Origin of the sequence: Paranoxybacillus vitaminiphilus, from assembly GCF_003259935.1 — a bacterium.
Lineage (GTDB): Bacteria > Bacillota > Bacilli > Bacillales > Anoxybacillaceae > Paranoxybacillus > Paranoxybacillus vitaminiphilus.
This window is the reverse complement of sequence record NZ_QLMH01000004.1, coordinates 80320-97239: the sequence shown is the minus strand read 5'-3', so window position 1 is coordinate 97239 and position 16920 is coordinate 80320. Positions and strand designations below refer to the sequence as shown.

General features: G+C 43.5%; 17 protein-coding genes. All 17 read left to right on the top strand.

Annotation, left to right across the window (positions count from 1 at the left end; genetic code table 11):
- The first annotated feature begins 336 nt into the window (after positions 1-336).
- The 17 genes from B0I26_RS06970 (at position 337) to B0I26_RS06890 (ending at position 16875) form a co-directional block, all read left to right on the top strand.
- On the top strand, positions 337-705 hold the full coding sequence (locus B0I26_RS06970; protein ID WP_111644739.1) for an NADH-quinone oxidoreductase subunit A: 369 nt from the start codon (positions 337-339) through the stop codon (positions 703-705).
- On the top strand, positions 696-1208 hold the full coding sequence (locus tag B0I26_RS06965) for a NuoB/complex I 20 kDa subunit family protein (RefSeq protein ID WP_027408015.1): 513 nt from the start codon (positions 696-698) through the stop codon (positions 1206-1208). The genes B0I26_RS06970 and B0I26_RS06965 overlap by 10 nt, the downstream gene beginning before the upstream one ends.
- A complete protein-coding gene (locus tag B0I26_RS06960) occupies positions 1209-2231 on the top strand; it encodes an NADH-quinone oxidoreductase subunit C (protein ID WP_111644738.1) in 1023 nt (340 codons plus the stop codon).
- Between the two features lie 3 nt (positions 2232-2234).
- Positions 2235-3335, top strand: a complete 1101-nt coding sequence (locus B0I26_RS06955; protein ID WP_111644737.1) for an NADH-quinone oxidoreductase subunit D — start codon at positions 2235-2237, stop codon at positions 3333-3335.
- Complete coding sequence (gene nuoH / locus B0I26_RS06950; protein ID WP_111644736.1) at positions 3335-4336, top strand: NADH-quinone oxidoreductase subunit NuoH; 1002 nt, start codon at positions 3335-3337, stop codon at positions 4334-4336. The genes B0I26_RS06955 and nuoH overlap by 1 nt, the downstream gene beginning before the upstream one ends.
- 19 nt (positions 4337-4355) lie before the next feature.
- Complete coding sequence (nuoI, locus tag B0I26_RS06945) at positions 4356-4775, top strand: NADH-quinone oxidoreductase subunit NuoI (RefSeq protein ID WP_044749367.1); 420 nt, start codon at positions 4356-4358, stop codon at positions 4773-4775.
- Positions 4772-5284 (top strand): NADH-quinone oxidoreductase subunit J, encoded by a 513-nt coding sequence (locus tag B0I26_RS06940; protein WP_111644735.1) that lies wholly within the window; start codon positions 4772-4774, stop codon positions 5282-5284. Before nuoI ends, B0I26_RS06940 begins: the two co-directional genes overlap by 4 nt.
- On the top strand, positions 5281-5595 hold the full coding sequence (nuoK, locus tag B0I26_RS06935; protein WP_111644734.1) for an NADH-quinone oxidoreductase subunit NuoK: 315 nt from the start codon (positions 5281-5283) through the stop codon (positions 5593-5595). The genes B0I26_RS06940 and nuoK overlap by 4 nt, the downstream gene beginning before the upstream one ends.
- Before the next feature lie 78 nt (positions 5596-5673).
- Positions 5674-7533, top strand: a complete 1860-nt coding sequence (gene nuoL, locus B0I26_RS06930; RefSeq protein ID WP_111644733.1) for an NADH-quinone oxidoreductase subunit L — start codon at positions 5674-5676, stop codon at positions 7531-7533.
- Positions 7533-9059, top strand: coding sequence for an NADH-quinone oxidoreductase subunit M (locus B0I26_RS06925; RefSeq protein ID WP_111644873.1), 1527 nt, complete (start codon positions 7533-7535; stop codon positions 9057-9059). Before nuoL ends, B0I26_RS06925 begins: the two co-directional genes overlap by 1 nt.
- 5 nt (positions 9060-9064) lie before the next feature.
- Positions 9065-10573, top strand: coding sequence for an NADH-quinone oxidoreductase subunit NuoN (nuoN, locus tag B0I26_RS06920; protein WP_111644732.1), 1509 nt, complete (start codon positions 9065-9067; stop codon positions 10571-10573).
- A gap of 174 nt (positions 10574-10747) precedes the next feature.
- Positions 10748-10987, top strand: coding sequence for a DUF1146 family protein (locus B0I26_RS06915; RefSeq protein ID WP_111644731.1), 240 nt, complete (start codon positions 10748-10750; stop codon positions 10985-10987).
- A gap of 286 nt (positions 10988-11273) precedes the next feature.
- Positions 11274-12023, top strand: coding sequence for a YwmB family TATA-box binding protein (locus B0I26_RS06910; RefSeq protein WP_181502772.1), 750 nt, complete (start codon positions 11274-11276; stop codon positions 12021-12023).
- A gap of 31 nt (positions 12024-12054) precedes the next feature.
- Entirely contained in the window at positions 12055-13368 is a 1314-nt protein-coding gene (gene murA, locus B0I26_RS06905) for a UDP-N-acetylglucosamine 1-carboxyvinyltransferase (protein WP_111644729.1), read from the top strand.
- A 213-nt stretch (positions 13369-13581) separates the two neighbouring features.
- Positions 13582-14547 carry a coiled-coil domain-containing protein gene (locus B0I26_RS06900; protein WP_111644728.1) on the top strand — a complete coding sequence of 322 codons (966 nt, stop codon included), beginning with the start codon at positions 13582-13584 and terminating at the stop codon, positions 14545-14547.
- A gap of 256 nt (positions 14548-14803) precedes the next feature.
- Complete coding sequence (gene spoIID / locus B0I26_RS06895; RefSeq protein ID WP_111644727.1) at positions 14804-15835, top strand: stage II sporulation protein D; 1032 nt, start codon at positions 14804-14806, stop codon at positions 15833-15835.
- Positions 15836-15963: 128 nt separating this feature from the next.
- The gene (locus B0I26_RS06890; protein ID WP_111644726.1) at positions 15964-16875 is read left to right on the top strand and encodes a M23 family metallopeptidase; all 912 of its coding nucleotides are present in this window, start codon (positions 15964-15966) and stop codon (positions 16873-16875) included.
- The last annotated feature ends 45 nt before the right edge of the window (positions 16876-16920 follow it).

Here is a 16920-nt window from a genome sequence, read left to right as displayed (position 1 = left end):
TTTATGCCCATCGCGGCTAAGCAGGGCGCCTCCGCTTTTCTTTATTGTCTAGCTCGGCTCGCGCCGCCTTCGCTTTTCTTGATGTCTAGCTTCGGCGGCTAGCTCTCTTCTGCCAAATAACCTTCTCCCTCGAAGTGCAAGCACTTCTGCGGGTGAAGAACATTTGGCTTCAAGAGCTAATCACGGCGCCTCCGCTTTTCTTTTTTCCAATTATTGCGCTTACAGTTTGTCGACACTGTTGGATATAAATGTTATAATGATATCGGTTATAAAGTCTTAATTGTATGACCATTCGGAAAAGTTTGAGGTAAGCCGGCAAAGGAGGCATATGTCACGTTGTTAAATGTGTATCTTAATAACTATTTAATCGTGTTCGTCTTTTTATGTTTAGGTATTTTGCTTCCGGTTGTAGCGCTTACAGCGGGACGCTTTTTGCGGCCGCATGCACCGAATGCCGCGAAGCAAACGACGTATGAAAGCGGGATTGAACCTTTTCATGATTCACGCGTTCAATTTAATGTACGCTACTATATTTTTGCCCTTTTATTTGTCATTTTTGATGTAGAAACCGTATTTTTATATCCTTGGGCTGTAGCGTATGATAAGCTAGGTTTGTTTGCTCTTATTGAGATGCTGATTTTTGTCATCATGCTTGTGATTGGACTCGTGTATGCTTGGAAGAAGAAGGTGTTAAAATGGATGTAAAATTATTGAATGTACCTGAAGAAGAAATGGAAGAGCTAAGACGAAACGTCTTTTTGACAACGCTTGAACAATTGAAAGCATGGGCAAGAAGCAATTCGTTATGGCCGTTAACATTTGGGCTTGCTTGCTGTGCAATTGAAATGATGGGAGTCGGTTCTTCGCATTATGATTTGGACCGTTTTGGCTCCTTCTTCCGTACGTCCCCACGCCAATCCGACGTTATGATTGTATCGGGGACGGTAACAAAGAAAATGGCGCCGATTGTCCGCCGTTTGTATGATCAAATGCCTGAACCGAAATGGGTGATTGCCATGGGCTCTTGTGCCACAGCGGGAGGCCCTTACGTCAAATCATATTGTGTCGTCAAAGGTGTCGATCAAATCGTACCGGTTGATGTCTATATTCCGGGCTGCCCGCCTAACCCAGCGGCCTTAATTTACGGAATTAATAAATTAAAAGAGAAAATTCGTTATGAAGCAAAAACAGGGAAGAAGGTGCTGTAAATGAGCGACGAGAAAGATTTACAGCAGCTGAAAAAGGAAGCAGCAGAAAGGGCAAAACAACTCGCCCGTGAGCGGATGGCGGCGAAAAAGGAAACGGAACAAACTGAGCAAACGCTCGAGAAAACGGTTTCATTGAACGAAGAAGTGGAAGCGAAGCAAGAAAAAACAGCTGAAAAAGATGACGATCTTGAGTTGGCGAAGAAAAAAGCCGCAGCGGCAGCAAAGGCGAAAGCGGCAGCGCTGGCGAAACAAAAGGCAAAAGAAGCAGAACAAAGCGGAGAGTCGGCAGACAGCGACGAACTCGCAAAACAAAAAGCGATTGCGGCAGCGAAGGCGAAGGCAGCCGCAGCCGCAAAAGCGAAAGCCGCAGCACTGGCGAAACAACAAGCACAAGAAGGAAACAACGCTGAAGCAAGTGAAGACGAGATTGCGAAAGCGAAAGCAAAAGCGATTGCCGCTGCAAAAGCGAAGGCTGCGGCAGCGGCAAAAGCAAAAGCGGCGCAAGCACAAGCGTCAGAAACTCCAAAGCAGGAGGAGAAGCCGTCACCGAATCAAGTATATCTTGATAAATATGTGAAAGTCATTAAAGAGCATCTCGGTGAAGATGTTTTAGAAGATGCTTACATTAACCGGCTTTCCAAAGATGTTCCTACACTTGTGGCGAAAAAAGATACATATTATAAAATCGCTCAATTTTTAAAGTACAACGAGCAACTTGGTTTTGACTATTTATCCGATCTGCATGGCACCGATTTCCAAACTCATATGGAAGTATACGTTCACCTGTATTCTTACAAAAACAATCAATCCGTTGCGTTAAAGGTAAAGATTGACCGGGACAATCCGGAAATTGATTCGCTCGTTCCGCTTTGGCCGGGAGCGAATTGGCCGGAATGCGAAGCATATGATTTGCTTGGGATTCAATTTAAAGGCCATCCGAATTTAATTCGCATCTTTTTAGGCGAAAATTGGGTCGGTCATCCGCTTCGAAAAGACTATGAACCGTATGATGTGGAGGTGTAGCTCATGCTTCGCACAGAAGAAATGCTTCTTAACGTTGGGCCGCAGCATCCGAGTACGCACGGTGTATTTCGCCTCGTGTTAAAAATTGATGGAGAAATCATTAAAGAAGCTACACCTGTTATTGGTTATCTTCACCGCGGAACAGAGAAAATTGCTGAAAGCTTGCAATATACGCAAATTATCCCTTATACGGATCGGATGGATTATTTATCAGCGATGACGAACAACTATGTTATCTGTCATGCGGTGGAGACGATGATGGGGATTGAAGTGCCTGAACGGGCTGAATATTTGCGCGTTTTAGCGATGGAATTAGGACGTATTGCGAGCCATCTCGTCTGGTGGGGAACGTATTTATTGGACATCGGTGCCGTCAGCCCATTCCTCTATGCGTTCCGTGAGCGCGAAATGATTATTAATCTACTGAATGAGCTGTCAGGAGCGCGTTTGACGTTCAACTATATGCGCGTTGGCGGGGTGAAATGGGACGCTCCGGATGGCTGGATTGAAAAAGTGAAAGATTTCGTTCCTTATATGCGCAAACAGCTGGCGGGCTATCATGAGCTCGTAACAGGAAATGAAATTTTCCGCAACCGTGTTATTGGTGTCGGCAAATATACGAAAGAAGATGCCCTTGCCTATTCATTAAGCGGCGTGAACCTTCGCTGTACGGGGGTTAAATGGGATTTACGCAAAAATGAACCGTATTCGATTTATGATCGTTTTGACTTTGATATCCCTGTGCGTGAAACCGGCGACTGTTTTGCCCGCTATGAATGCCGCCTTGCCGAAATCGAAGAATCATTGAAAATCATCGAGCAGGCATGCGAACAGTTTCCAAAAGATGGCGAAATTATGGCGAAAGTGCCGCGCATCATTAAAGCGCCGCCAGGAGAAGCATACGTACGAATTGAATCACCGCGCGGAGAAATCGGCTGCTATATCGCCAGTGACGGTAAAAAAGAACCATATCGCTTAAAATTCCGTCGGCCATCTTTTTATAACTTGCAAATACTCCCGAAACTATTAAAAGGTGAGAATATTGCCAACTTAATTGCGATTCTTGGAGCAATTGACATTGTGCTCGGGGAGGTCGATGGATAATGATGGAGGAATTATTACAGTCAGCGCCAAGCTGGACAAATCTCGCCATCTTTTTTGGACTTGGAACAGCGCTCTTGCTTGTTGTCTTAGGCTTCGTTACTTACGGAATTCTAGCTGAACGTAAAGTGATGGGCTTTATGCAAGGACGCTACGGGCCGAACCAAGTCGGCGGCCGCTGGGGGCTGTTGCAAACGGTCGCTGACGTGCTTAAGCTTTTGCTTAAAGAAGATACGATTCCGAAAGCAGCCGATCGCCCGCTATTTATTTTGGCGCCTGTCATTGCGTTTGCACCAGCATTTATGGTGTTGGCAACGCTTCCGTTTACGGATAAGCTGCAATTTGCGGATATCGGTGTCGGTCTGCTTTACTACATTGCCGTTTCCGGGTTAACAACGGTCGGCGTTGTGACAGGAGCGTGGGCATCGAACAATAAATATGCGCTTCTCGGCGGCATGCGTGCAGCCGCGCAAATGATTTCCTATGAGATTCCTCTTGTCATGTCCGTGCTGGGCGTCATTCTTTTAACAGGCAGCTTAAATCTCAATGATATTGTTGAAGCGCAGGAAGATGTTTGGTACATTTTTGTTCAACCAATCGGTTTTCTCGTCTTTTTAATCGCTTCTGTTGCTGAATTAAACCGGACGCCGTTTGACCTGCCGGAAGCAGAATCCGAGCTTGTTGCCGGATTCCATGTCGAGTATTCCGGATTTCGCTGGGCATTTTTTATGCTTGCGGAATATGTTTATTTCTTTGCGATGTCTGCGTTAACAACAGTGCTCTTTTTAGGCGGATGGAAACCGGTCATGTTTCTTGACTTTATTCCGGGAGCGGTTTGGTTTTCGCTTAAATTTAGTTTAGTCGTGTTTTTATTAATTTGGTTCCGCATTACGTTCCCGCGCCTAAGGGCTGACCAGCTGATGGAATTTGGTTGGAAAGTGCTGCTTCCGGTAGCGCTGGCAAACATCTTTATCACAGCGCTCATTAAGGAATTATTTTTCTAATCAAAAGGGGTGACAAAGCTTGCTTGGCTTAGCGAAAGGTTTGAAATATACCCTGAAAAACTTAACGAAAGAAAAAGTCACATACGATTATCCCAATGAACCGCTTCCGCTTCCCGATCGGTTTCGCGGCATTCAAAAATTTTATCCGGAAAAATGTATCGTCTGTAATCAATGCGCGAACATTTGTCCAACTGACTGTATTCAGCTGACGGGTAAAAAGCATCCAGACCCAACGAAAAAAGGGAAAATCATTGATACGTACGACATTAACTTTGAAATCTGCATTTTATGCGACCTTTGTACCGAGGTCTGTCCAACCGAGGCCATCGTCATGACGAATAACTTTGAACTGGCAGAATATAGTCGCGATGCGCTGTTTAAAAACTTAGAATGGCTCGATGAAAACGATACGAATGTGAGAAAGGGGAATAAGCCATGAGCGGAGAATATTTAGCCTTTTTCGGTCTTGCGCTTGTGGCGATTGCCGGCGGAGTATTGATGTTAAATTTAACAAAAGTCGTTCATATGGTTGTCGCACTTGTATTTACGTTCGTCAGCATTGCCGGCCTTTACGTTCTTTTATCCGCTGAATTCGTCGCAGCTGTTCAAGTGCTCATTTATTCGGGAGCGATTACAATTATGATGTTGTTCGGTATTATGTTAACACGTCATCAAGATGAAGGGCATTCAACAGGGGGGCTTTTTCGAAAAATATTTACATTTTTAGCGGTTGCTGCGTTCGGTGTTGCCGTGTATTTTGGCATTTACGACTTAGATCTTGGCGGGCAGGCAGCAACGCTCCATGAAAAAAATACAGAACAAATCGGTATTGCTTTATATTCGAAGTACATCATTCCGTTTGAACTGACATCCGTTTTATTATTAGTAGCGCTTATCGGAGCGATTATTTTAGCGAAAAAAGATGATGAGGAGGCGAAAGAAAAGTGAGCACTGTTCCATTGTCCGCCTACCTTGTCCTTGCGTTAATGTTGTTCTGTATCGGCTTATACGGGGCGTTGACAAAGCGAAATACGGTCATTGTGCTCATTTGTATTGAGCTCATGTTAAATGCCGTTAACATCAATTTAGTTGCGTTCAGTAAATATGGAGTCAATCCGAGCATTACTGGACAAGTGTTCTCACTGTTTACGATTACTGTCGCCGCTGCAGAGGTAGCGGTTGGCCTCGCGATTTTAATGGCGCTTTATCGTAATCGCAAGACGGTTCATATTGATGAAATTGATTCGATGAAGCATTAATTTCACGGGTAAAAAGGGGTTTGTCGATAAAGACTAGCGGCTTACTCGCAGCCGCTTGAAAAAGGGGATTGTGATACAATGATGGAAAATGCCTGGATCATACCGCTTTTCCCGCTTTTCTCGTTCTTGATTCTGCTTGCAGTAGGTAAACGATTGAAGGAAAATAGTGCGTATATCGGCATTTTACTGACGTTTATTTCTTTCGTTTATTCGGTGATGGTTCTATTTGAGCGTTTGAATGCACCGACATTAAAAGCAGAGCAAGTTTGGTTAACGATCGGAACGATGGAGCTGACAGCGGGCTTTGAGGTCAATCCATTAAATTCGTTGATGCTCGTTGTCGTATCGCTTGTAAGTTTCCTTGTACATATGTATTCCAAAGGATATATGCACGGCGATGAAAGATTTCCGATCTTTTATGCGTATTTGGGATTGTTCACGTTCGCGATGCTCGGGCTTGTCATCTCGCCGAATTTATTGCAAACCTATATCTTTTGGGAGCTTGTCGGTCTTGGTTCGTTCTTATTAATCGGCTTTTACTTTTACAAAGAAGAGGCAAAAGCGGCGGCCAAAAAAGCATTTATTATGACGCGCATCGGTGATGTCGGGTTATTGATCGGCATGATTTTGCTGTTTTGGGAAGTCAAAAGCTTTGAATATGCCGACATATTTGCCGCCGTACAAGCAGGAACAGTTTCGGAGACGATGATTACGTTATCGGCAATTTTGATTTTTGTCGGAGCGGTCGGGAAATCCGGTCAGTTTCCGCTTCATACATGGCTTCCGGATGCAATGGAAGGTCCGACGCCTGTATCGGCATTGATTCACGCAGCAACGATGGTCGCTGCTGGGGTGTATTTAGTCGCAACGTTATTCCCGCTTTACGAAGCAAGCCATATCGCGATGTTAACCGTCGCCATTGTCGGCGGCTTTACGGCGATTTTTGCTGCTTCCATCGGCTTAGTGCAAACAGATATTAAACGGGTGCTTGCTTACTCAACGGTCAGCCAGCTCGGTTACATGATGCTTGCGTTAGGTTCTGCCGGTTATGTAGCTGGTGTGTTCCATTTAATGACACACGCTTTCTTTAAAGCATTGTTATTCCTAGCGGCTGGAAGCGTCATTCACGCCGTTCATACGCAAGATATTGAAAAAATGGGTGGTATTTGGAAAAAAATGCCTCTCACCGCGCCGTTATTTTTAATTGGAACGTTAGCGATTAGCGGTGTTCCGCTCTTTTCCGGGTTTTTTAGTAAAGAGGAAATTTTAGTTGCCGCTTGGACACGCGGGAATACTGTGTTGTTCTGGCTTGCTGTCGTTGCGGCCTTCTTTACGGCGTTTTATATGTTTAGACTGTTCTTTCTCGTGTTTACCGGAGAAGCACGCAGTGAGGTAAAAGATGCGCACGAGTCACCGTTTGTGATGACATTGCCGATGCTTGTGCTTGGTGGATTAGCGGTCTTCGCTGGTTATGTGAACACACCTTGGTTTGGTACATTTCTTGGTGATTGGCTGACAGAAGGAACGGATATGCACGTGCATCATGAAGCGCCAAGTTGGATTATGATTGTCGCAACTGTCGTTTCTTTGCTTGGCATTTTCCTTGCATGGCTTATGTACGGCAAAAAATCGCTATCAAGAGACTGGCTCAGCTCAAGAATGCCTATCTCTTATCATGTGCTTTTCAATAAATATTATATCGACGAATTTTATCAATTAACGGTCGTTTATGCGGCAAAAGCAGTCAGCATGCTGTTTAAGTACATCGACCGCTTTATCGTCGAAGGAGCCGCCAATGCGGTGGCAGCGCTGACACAAGGTATTGGTAAAGCGGGAGCAAGGCTGCAAAACGGACAAGTACAAATGTATGGCGCTGTAACGATCATCGGTTTAGCCGCGCTCGTTGTGATTCTTGCTTTAACAGGGGGGTACTTATGATGGATCAAACGTATTTTCTTTCCTTGCTCGTTTTCTCCCCGTTGCTTGGTATCATTGCCTTGGCTTTTGTACCAAAAGAACAAGAACAGATGATAAAACTGATCGGATTTTTAGCAACGCTTCCATCTTTGTTTTTCGCACTGCTGGCGTTTGTACAATATCTTTCCGGATATGACATAAATAGTCTCGCAGAAAAACGGAATTGGATTCATTTCGGCAAATTTGCGTTTTTAAATAAAAATACATTTACTGTTGACTATGAATTAGGCATCGATGGCTTTGCCCTTGTCATGATTGTGTTAACGACGATTTTGGCAACGCTCGCTGCTGTTGCATCCATTCATATTAAAAAAGAATGGAAAGGTTATTTTATGCTGTTTCTTCTTTTAGAAATTGGCATGCTTGGCGTCTTTGCGGCAGAAAACTTAGTCTTGTTCTTTATTTTCTTTGAGATTACGCTCATTCCAATGTTCTTTTTAATTGGCAAATGGGGCTATTTCGAAAAGGAAAAAGCAGCCTATAGCTATTTAATTTATAACGGAATCGGCTCAGCGATTTTACTGCTTGTTATTTTAATCTTATTTGCGCGTACGGGCACGTCGAATGTCGCGCTGTTAAAAGAAATATTTAATGACCCGGCTGCCCAAGCGCAAATGATGGCGCCGATTTCCGAAGATTTGCGTTACGGTTTACTGATCGCTTTACTAGTAGCTTTTGGCGTAAAATTGCCGATTGTACCGCTTCATAGCTGGATGCTGCGTGTTCACGTTCAAGCGCCTCCGTCCATTGTGATGCTGCATTCAGGCGTCTTATTAAAAATCGGGGCATTCGGTTTAATCCGCTTTGGCCTCGGATTATTTCCCGAGGAATTTCGCGATTTGGCGACATTTATCGCCATTTTAGGTGTCATTAACCTGCTATATGGCGCGTTTTTAGCGTTCATTCAAAACGATTTCAAAATGGTGCTTGCCTACTCAAGTATTTCCCATATGGGAATCGTCTTGATCGGTTTAGGGGCATTAAATGAAGCCGGCATCCAAGGGGCGATTTTCCAAGTCGTTTCCCACGGTTTAATTTCCGCTCTCTTGTTCTTCTTAGTCGGTGTCTTGTATGAGCGTGTCAATACGACGATGATTGACAAACTCGGCGGCTTGGCGAAAGCGATGCCGCTTACAGCAGGTTTCTTATTAGCCGGAGCGATGGCATCGCTTGGGCTGCCGGGAATGTCAGGGTTTGTCAGCGAATTTACGGCGTTTTTAGGGCTGTTTGCCGCAAAGCCGCTCATTGCTGCGATTGGAGCACTCGGCATTATTATGACCGCTGTCTATTTATTGCGCGCCGTATTAACGGTCACATACGGCAACGCGAATCGTGATTATGCCGGTGTGATGGACATTCGCCTTGTTGAAGCGATTCCGGTCTTGTTATTAGTCGCGCTGATTGTTCTCATTGGCGTGTATCCGAATATTTTAGCGGAACCATTGCAAGCGACATTAGAGATGATTATGAACGGGTTAGGAGGGTGAGATGAATGGACTTAAAGACGTTATTGCAATATGAATGGGGCATTATGACACCGGAGTTTACCATTCTTGGCGTTGCGACCATTCTCTCGCTCATCGACCTGTTTATGCCTGACGAAAAAGATCGTCGTCTGCTTGGATGGTTCGCATTTGCCGGCGTCATTGTTGCTCTCATCTCACTAGTAGGACTGCTGCCTGTTGAAGTGACTTCGATTTTAGAGGATACGTTCCGGCTTGACTCGTTTGCGAAAGCATTTAAGTTCATTTTATTAGCCGGGGCTGCTTGTGTTATTCTGTTGTCGATGGATTATCAGCCGGCAGAAGGCATGCCGTATCGCGGTGAATTTTACTATTTGTTTTTAGCCGCTTTGCTTGGTGCAATGATGATGACATCAAGCGGTGATTTGATTACCATGTTTGTCGGCCTTGAGCTGTTGTCGATTTCCTCTTACATATTAGTCGGTTTGCGCAAAAAATATGTACCGTCGAATGAATCGGCAATGAAATATGTCATTAACGGCGGAATTTCGACAGCGATTACGCTATTTGGAATGAGTTATATTTTCGGGTTGACAGGGACGACGAATTTAAAAGCCATTGCCGGTCAACTGAGCACAGTGATTGATATGGGGCAGCAATATTTACTGGCGCTTGCGCTGCTTATGTTATTTGTCGGTCTTTCTTTTAAATTGGCCTCTGCGCCGTTCCATATGTGGGCGCCTGATGTGTACCAAGGAGCGCCAACGCCTGTTACGGCATTTTTAAGCGTCGTTTCCAAAACGGCTGGATTTGTTATTGTCCTGCGTTTAATGATTTACATTTTTGCCGGAACTCCGGCTGAAGGCACGAATTCAGCATCGATGTTATTGTCGATGCAGGATTATATCGCCTTTTTAGCAGGAGCAACGATGATTATCGGTAATACGATTGCCCTCAGGCAGCGCAATGTGAAGCGGATGTTTGCTTACTCGAGCATCGCCCATGCCGGCTATTTACTCGTTGGTTTTGTGACCATGTCGATGTTTATCATTGATTCGATTTGGTTTTATTTAGTCGCGTATTTATTAATGAATCTCGGAGCATTTGCGATTTTACAAGTGATTGCCGACAAGTCAGGTTCTGAAGATATCAGCCAGTTTGCCGGTCTTTACCGCCGCTCCCCGCTTGTTGCGGTTGCGATGGGAATTTTCATTTTATCGCTTGCCGGCATTCCGGGGACAGCCGGCTTTATTGGCAAAGTAAACATCTTTTTAGGGGCGTTTGTTACAGAGCCGGCTCATTACGTGCTTGCCGCGGTGATGATTGCGACAACCGTCATTTCATACGTGTATTATTTCGGGATTTTGACGCAAATGTTTTTCCGTCCGGCAGCGGAACAAACTCCAGTGAAGCTGCCTCTCGGGGTCATGATGGTTGTCATTTTCTGCGCAATTGGTACAATTGTATTTGGAGTCGTTCCAAGCATTGTCTACGATTTCTTAAATCAATTTGAGCACTTTGGCGACTTTTTTAGCTAAATAAACATGCGTTGAGCATATAGAGGCTGTTTCAAAAGCCAAGGGTCAGACCCGGCAACACAATATATAGAAAATCATGTTGGATAAATGAGCTATATATTGTTAAACGCACGTGAGGTCAGACCCTTATGAGACAGCCTCTTTTTATTATTTTATTGAAAGGAGCGGGAATCAATGGAGAGTTTCGGCTATCAAGCTTTAGTGAATATTTTGTCTCATCTTGTTTTTATTGCTTTAACATGGTGGACGCTGCAGGGGGTTCATATTGAAAAAATATTAAAGCCGAATCGGGTTGTGCAAGCGCGATTATTTTACATTTTGCTTACGCTTGCCATCGGTTCGACTGTAAGCAACTTTTTTCTAGATTATTTATCATGGTCGCGTCAGCTGCCGCTTATATTCCGAGGGGGCTGACCTATAAGTGTGTGAGAAATATATAAGCCAGCTCGAAAAACGCTATAAGCAAGACGTTTAAGCTCAAAATGACTGTATATATTCAGAAAATCAACCCTATTTTTCGCCGTTATGCCCCATGATATTATGTTGTGGGGCTGACATTTTGCTTTTTGCCACCCCCTTTTATTTGTGAATTTCCCTCCCAAAATTATCTATTATCTTTTTCTGATTTTGTCGACTTTTTTTGTGTATGTTCACTTCCAAGATGGCAACAATAACAGCTAAGGAGAGGAAGTGGAACAGTATGAAACCAATAAAAATGATAATTATTGTTTTAATGCTCAGCGCTATAGCTATCATGCATCAATATTCATTGGGCAAAGCAAAGGGGAAAGAGCCATTTACAGAAATAAAAACAATGGCTCGTGTTTTGCAGCAAAACGGTGCAAAGATCGAAGAATGGGTCATTTACACAAGAGAGTATTCCCAAACAGTAAAAGATCATGCAACTTTTTTACACAAAGCAAATGAACTAAAAGAAAAACATCATCAATTTCAATGGACAGTAAAAAAAGACAACGACATATGGAAAGCGACAGGCCTGTACGAACATTCCTCTGTTAAAGAAACAATTCAGTTAGTCATGACCGTCACAAACAAAAAGCCCCAAACGTATATCCTCTATGAAGCGAAAGGATTTGGTTGGAGCGACGCAAACTCAAAAGCAATTCTTGAAGAAATCAAGCAAAACTTGTCTAAAATCTTTGTGAAAGAACCTTCACTTTTCTCTTGTGTAAAAGGGGAATTCAGTGATAAGATGAAAGGTGTTTTGTTTAACAAAGCAAATCATTTTTTAGCTGAATTTCAAGCTAAACCGTTCGAAGCACTGCAAGAAGAGACATTTGTCTCAATATCCGCATATACTGAGCTGTGGGGGAACGCGCTCCCAGGCAAAAACCAGCTTATGAACATTCAACTGGCATTAAGAAATACAGGATTGGGCGAAAAGACTACCATCGTAGTTGGAACCCCAATCATTACGATTGAATATTAATATAGAGAATTTGGACGCGGAGGGGAATACCTTGGAAAAAATCATCGTCCGTGGCGGAAAGCGGTTAAACGGCACAGTCAAAGTTGAAGGTGCAAAAAATGCTGTTTTACCTGTTATCGCCGCAACCTTATTAGCAAGTGAAGGAAAAAGCGTGATTTATGATGTACCTGCTCTCTCCGATGTATATACAATCAGTGAAGTATTGCGTTATTTAAACGCAGAAGTAACGATAGAAGAAAATAAAATCACTGTAGATGCATCACGAGAGCTCAAGCTGGAAGCCCCATTTGAATATGTGCGCAAAATGCGTGCCTCTGTTCTTGTGATGGGACCATTGCTTGCGCGCCATGGTCGTGCGCGTGTTGCTTTACCTGGCGGATGTGCGATTGGTTCACGCCCGATCGACCAACATTTAAAAGGCTTTGAAGCGATGGGGGCTTCGGTGAAGGTAGGGAACGGTTTTATCGATGCAGAAGTAAATGGAAAACTTCGCGGTGCAAAAATTTACTTGGACTTCCCGAGTGTGGGAGCAACTGAAAATATTATGATGGCTGCTGTTTTGGCGGAAGGAACAACCGTGATTGAAAACTGCGCGAAAGAGCCGGAAATTGTTGATTTGGCAAATTTCCTCAATGCAATGGGAGCAAAAGTGCGCGGTGCCGGAACAGGAACGATTCGGATTGAAGGAGTATCCAAATTACGTGGCACGACGCATACGGTGATTCCTGATCGCATTGAAGCAGGTACATTCATGGTTGCTGCAGCGATTACAGGCGGCAATGTATTAGTGCAAGGAGCTGTTCCTGAACATTTGAGCTCGCTCATTGCGAAAATGGAAGAAATGGGCGTAACGATTATTGAAGAGGAAACAGGATTACGTGTCATCGGTCCGGAAAAATTAAAAGCGGTTGATGTAAAGACAATGCCGCACCCAGGATTTCCAACGGATATGCAATCGCAGATGATGGCATTGCTTTTAAAAGCGGAAGGAACAAGCATGATTACAGAAACGGTATTTGAAAACCGCTTTATGCATGTTGAAGAGTTTCGCCGCATGAATGCGGATATTAAAATTGAAGGCCGTTCCGTTATTATTAATGGTCCTTGCAATTTGCAGGGGGCAGAAGTAGCAGCGACGGATTTACGTGCGGCCGCAGCGTTAATTTTAGCCGGATTAGTAGCAGAAGGGTATACACGTGTAACGGAATTGAAGCATCTTGATCGCGGATATGTTCGTTTCCATGAAAAACTAGCCGCTCTTGGAGCTGATATCGAGCGGGTCAACGAGGAAGAAAATGTCGTTCAAGATGCAACAGTAACGGATGTTAATAATGTTAATATTTGAAACGAACAAAAACGACCGTGAACTACGCTCAAAGAAGTAGTGAATGGTCGTTTTTTATTATGACAACCGAGAAGACTTCTGCTTCAAGGGGCATAAGCGGGTAAATGGGAGATGAGTTGGTTTTGAACACGAGATTGGCTTTTGTTTTCATCAAGAAAAGACAAGATGTGCTATAATTATTAAATAAATGTGTAAAAGGAAGGAGGGAGCAAAATGGAAGAGCTTTTAAAGCAGTTTATGGAGCAAATGAACACCCGATTTGATCGATTGGAAAACCGGATGTCTGGGATAGAGAAAGAGGTCCAGTCTTTACGTGAAGAACAGAATCAGATGCGTGAAGAATTAAATGAAGTGCGTCGAGAGCAGAATCAAATGCGCGAAGAATTAAATCAAATGCGTAAAGACATCACGGTGTTGGCGGCAGAACAGCAAGAGATGAGAAAAGACATCACGGCGTTGGCAACAGAGCAGCAAGAGATGAGAAAAGACATCACGGCGTTGGCAACAGAACAGCAAGAGATGAGAAAAGACATCACGGTGTTGGCGGCAGAACAGCAAGAGATGAGAAAAGACATCACGGCGTTGGCAACAGAGCAGCAAGAGATGAGAAAAGACATCACGGTGTTGGCAACAGAACAGCAAGAGATGAGAAAAGACATCACGGTGTTGGCAACAGAACAGCAAGAGATGAGAAAAGACATCACGGTGTTGGCAACAGAGCAGCAAGAGATGAGAAAAGACATCACGGTGTTGGCAACAGAACAGCAAGAGATGAGAAAAGACATCACGGTGTTGGCAACAGAACAGCAAGAGATGAGAAAAGACATCACGGTGTTGGCAACAGAGCAGCAAGAGATGAGAAAAGACATCACGGCGTTGGCAACAGAACAGCAAGAGATGAGAAAAGACATCACGGTGTTGGCAACAGAGCAGCAAGAGATGAGAAAAGACATCACGGTGTTGGCAACAGAGCAGCAAGAGATGAGAAAAGACATCACGGTGTTGGCGGCAGAACAACAGGAGATGCGCAAAGAAGTAGCGTTCTATTATGCCAGCTTAATGAGAGAAATCGAAAATACAAGAGTGGAAATGAGAAGCCACTTCAAACATTTGGAAGAAGTGGATGCACAGCATCGCGGTGCGCTTGAATTGCTTGCGGCAAAAGTAGCAGAACATTAAGAAATATGGCGGATGGAACTCCCTTGCGAGTTCTTTTTTATTTTTCCTCCAAAATTCCTCCTCCATGCTTTCCCTATTTCTTCCTTGAATTTGTCATATATACTTGTCCAAGCCCATAACAATGTAATAAAGAGGCCAGCTTAATCAATACGGAGATTTAGGCAATAAGTATCTTACACCGAGATTGCCGCGTTGGAAAAATCCCAGCCGCTTCTTTGCTCTTTGAAAATTTCATATCATATTGGAGGCTCGAGTTATGAAACGTGTAAAACCCTTCATCGTACTAGTATCATTTTTATTTGTCATCATATTGCTTATTCCTACTTTGTTAGTTGTGCCATTTAGTGAAAAAGCAGATGGAAAACTATCTGAAGGGCTTCAACAACAGTCATCGCCATCTGCAGAAATAAACAACAAAAATGAAGGACCGGCAATAGAAGTGGCAGTGTACCGCAGCAAAGAGAAGAAGATTGAACATATTCCATTAGAGAAATATGTTATCGGGGTTGTCGCAGCAGAAATGCCGGCTGAGTTTGAATTAGAGGCGCTGAAGGCACAAGCATTGACAGCAAGAACATATATCGTCAAACAAATGCTCAATGACCAACCGATTAGCTTGCCAAAGGGAGCAAATGTCACTGATACGATTATGCACCAAGTGTACTATAGCGATGAAGAATTAAAGCGTCTATGGGGAGCAGATTACAGCTGGAAGATAAAGAAGATTACCGAGGCCGTTCAAGCAACACACGGGCAAATTTTAACGTATAATAACGTTCCGATTGAAGCTTCGTTTTTCTCAACGAGCAACGGCTTTACGGAAAATTCCGAAGCGTATTGGGAAAATGCCTTTCCTTATTTAAAAAGTGTTTCCAGTCCTTGGGATGAGCAATCACCGAAATTTTATGATCGAAAAATGATGTCTGTCGCTGAATTTGAGCAAAAGCTCGGCGTTACACTTCCGAAAGACGGTTCGGTCGGAGTCGTTCTTTCACGAACACCTGGTAAACGTGTGGAAATGGTGGAAATTAACGGGAAGAAATTAAAAGGGCGAGAAGTGCGCGAAAAACTCGACTTAAAATCAACGGATTTTACATGGGTGCGTAAAGGAGACGAAATCGCCATCACGACAAAAGGATATGGGCATGGAGTCGGCATGAGCCAATATGGAGCAAACGGCATGGCGCAAGAAGGAAAGACGTATGACCAAATCGTTAAATACTATTATCAAGGAGTCCACATTTCCTCCGCAACCGCCTTCCTAACCAAACTAACCGCAAAGAAATAGGTGGGGGTTTGTCCCTCATTACACTCAATCTTTAAAGTGATGGGGGACAGACTCCCATTCAAAAAATTTTTTGAAAGTGTGTATATATTTTCCTCTTTTTGTTCAGAATGGTTGCTGAGGTGATGAACATGAGAGAGGAAGAAAAGAAACAGCCTTCTCCAATGAAACCAAGTTTGCGACGTGCGTTCAGAAAGCGTTGGGTAGTTCCAGCTATTTATCTGGCTAGTGCCGCTTTGATTTTAACGGGAGTGCTTTGGTTCCAAAGCAAAGATGACAACAAAACGGCAGAGAATGAGCATGAGTACAACTCCGATATGCCAGGTACTTCTTACAATGACAAAGAACCAGCTGTACCAGTCAATGAAGCAGTAGAACGTTTTGCCATACCTGTGCTTGATCCAAATGCTGTAGAAATTCAAAAACCGTTCTATGATTCTAAGGCGTCAAAAGAAGAACAAGAAGCAGCCCTTGTCTTTTATAATAATACGTATCATCAAAATAAAGGTATTGACATTGCAATGAAAGATGGAAAAAGTTTTGACGTTACAGCGTCTTTAAGCGGAACGGTAACGAAGGCGAAAAAAGACCCGATTTTTGGATATGTTGCAGAAATCGAGCATGATGAAGGCGTGGTTACTGTTTATCAATCGCTTGCTGAACTTAAAGTCAAAGCCGGAGATACAGTAAAACAAGGACAAGTGATCGGTAAGGCAGGTCAAAGCCAGTTTAATCAAGAAGCAGGCATTCATGCACACTTTGAAATCCGCAAAGACAATCAAGCAGTCAATCCAATTGACTATTTTGATCAGCCATTAACGGCATTAACAGAAGAAGCAGATGAACAAACAAAACAAGCTGAAGAAGAAAACGCAACTGAACAAAACGCGCAAACAACGGATGAAAAACAAACACAATTAGATGAAGAAACTCAATCTGAGGAACAATCAACAAACGAAAATACAACGACACCAACTGAACAACATTCCGAGCAAGAATCTTATAAAACTCCGGACACTTCTATCGGAATGGCAAGAACATAATATAGTAAAAAATGATAAATAGGGTAACGAAAACGTCTATTCCTT

Bases quoted from the DNA above. Each gene is read 5' to 3' on its own strand.
- B0I26_RS06940 (WP_111644735.1), top strand. From the start codon at position 4,772: ATGAGCGGAGAATATTTAGCCTTTTTCGGTCTTGCGCTTGTGGCGATT.
- B0I26_RS06965 (WP_027408015.1), top strand. From the start codon at position 696: ATGGATGTAAAATTATTGAATGTACCTGAAGAAGAAATGGAAGAGCTA.
- B0I26_RS06960 (WP_111644738.1), top strand. From the start codon at position 1,209: ATGAGCGACGAGAAAGATTTACAGCAGCTGAAAAAGGAAGCAGCAGAA.
- B0I26_RS06910 (WP_181502772.1), top strand. From the start codon at position 11,274: ATGAAACCAATAAAAATGATAATTATTGTTTTAATGCTCAGCGCTATA.
- B0I26_RS06890 (WP_111644726.1), top strand. From the start codon at position 15,964: ATGAGAGAGGAAGAAAAGAAACAGCCTTCTCCAATGAAACCAAGTTTG.
- nuoN (WP_111644732.1), top strand. From the start codon at position 9,065: ATGGACTTAAAGACGTTATTGCAATATGAATGGGGCATTATGACACCG.
- B0I26_RS06925 (WP_111644873.1), top strand. From the start codon at position 7,533: ATGGATCAAACGTATTTTCTTTCCTTGCTCGTTTTCTCCCCGTTGCTT.
- spoIID (WP_111644727.1), top strand. From the start codon at position 14,804: ATGAAACGTGTAAAACCCTTCATCGTACTAGTATCATTTTTATTTGTC.
- B0I26_RS06915 (WP_111644731.1), top strand. From the start codon at position 10,748: ATGGAGAGTTTCGGCTATCAAGCTTTAGTGAATATTTTGTCTCATCTT.
- nuoH (WP_111644736.1), top strand. From the start codon at position 3,335: ATGATGGAGGAATTATTACAGTCAGCGCCAAGCTGGACAAATCTCGCC.
- B0I26_RS06900 (WP_111644728.1), top strand. From the start codon at position 13,582: ATGGAAGAGCTTTTAAAGCAGTTTATGGAGCAAATGAACACCCGATTT.
- nuoL (WP_111644733.1), top strand. From the start codon at position 5,674: ATGATGGAAAATGCCTGGATCATACCGCTTTTCCCGCTTTTCTCGTTC.
- B0I26_RS06955 (WP_111644737.1), top strand. From the start codon at position 2,235: ATGCTTCGCACAGAAGAAATGCTTCTTAACGTTGGGCCGCAGCATCCG.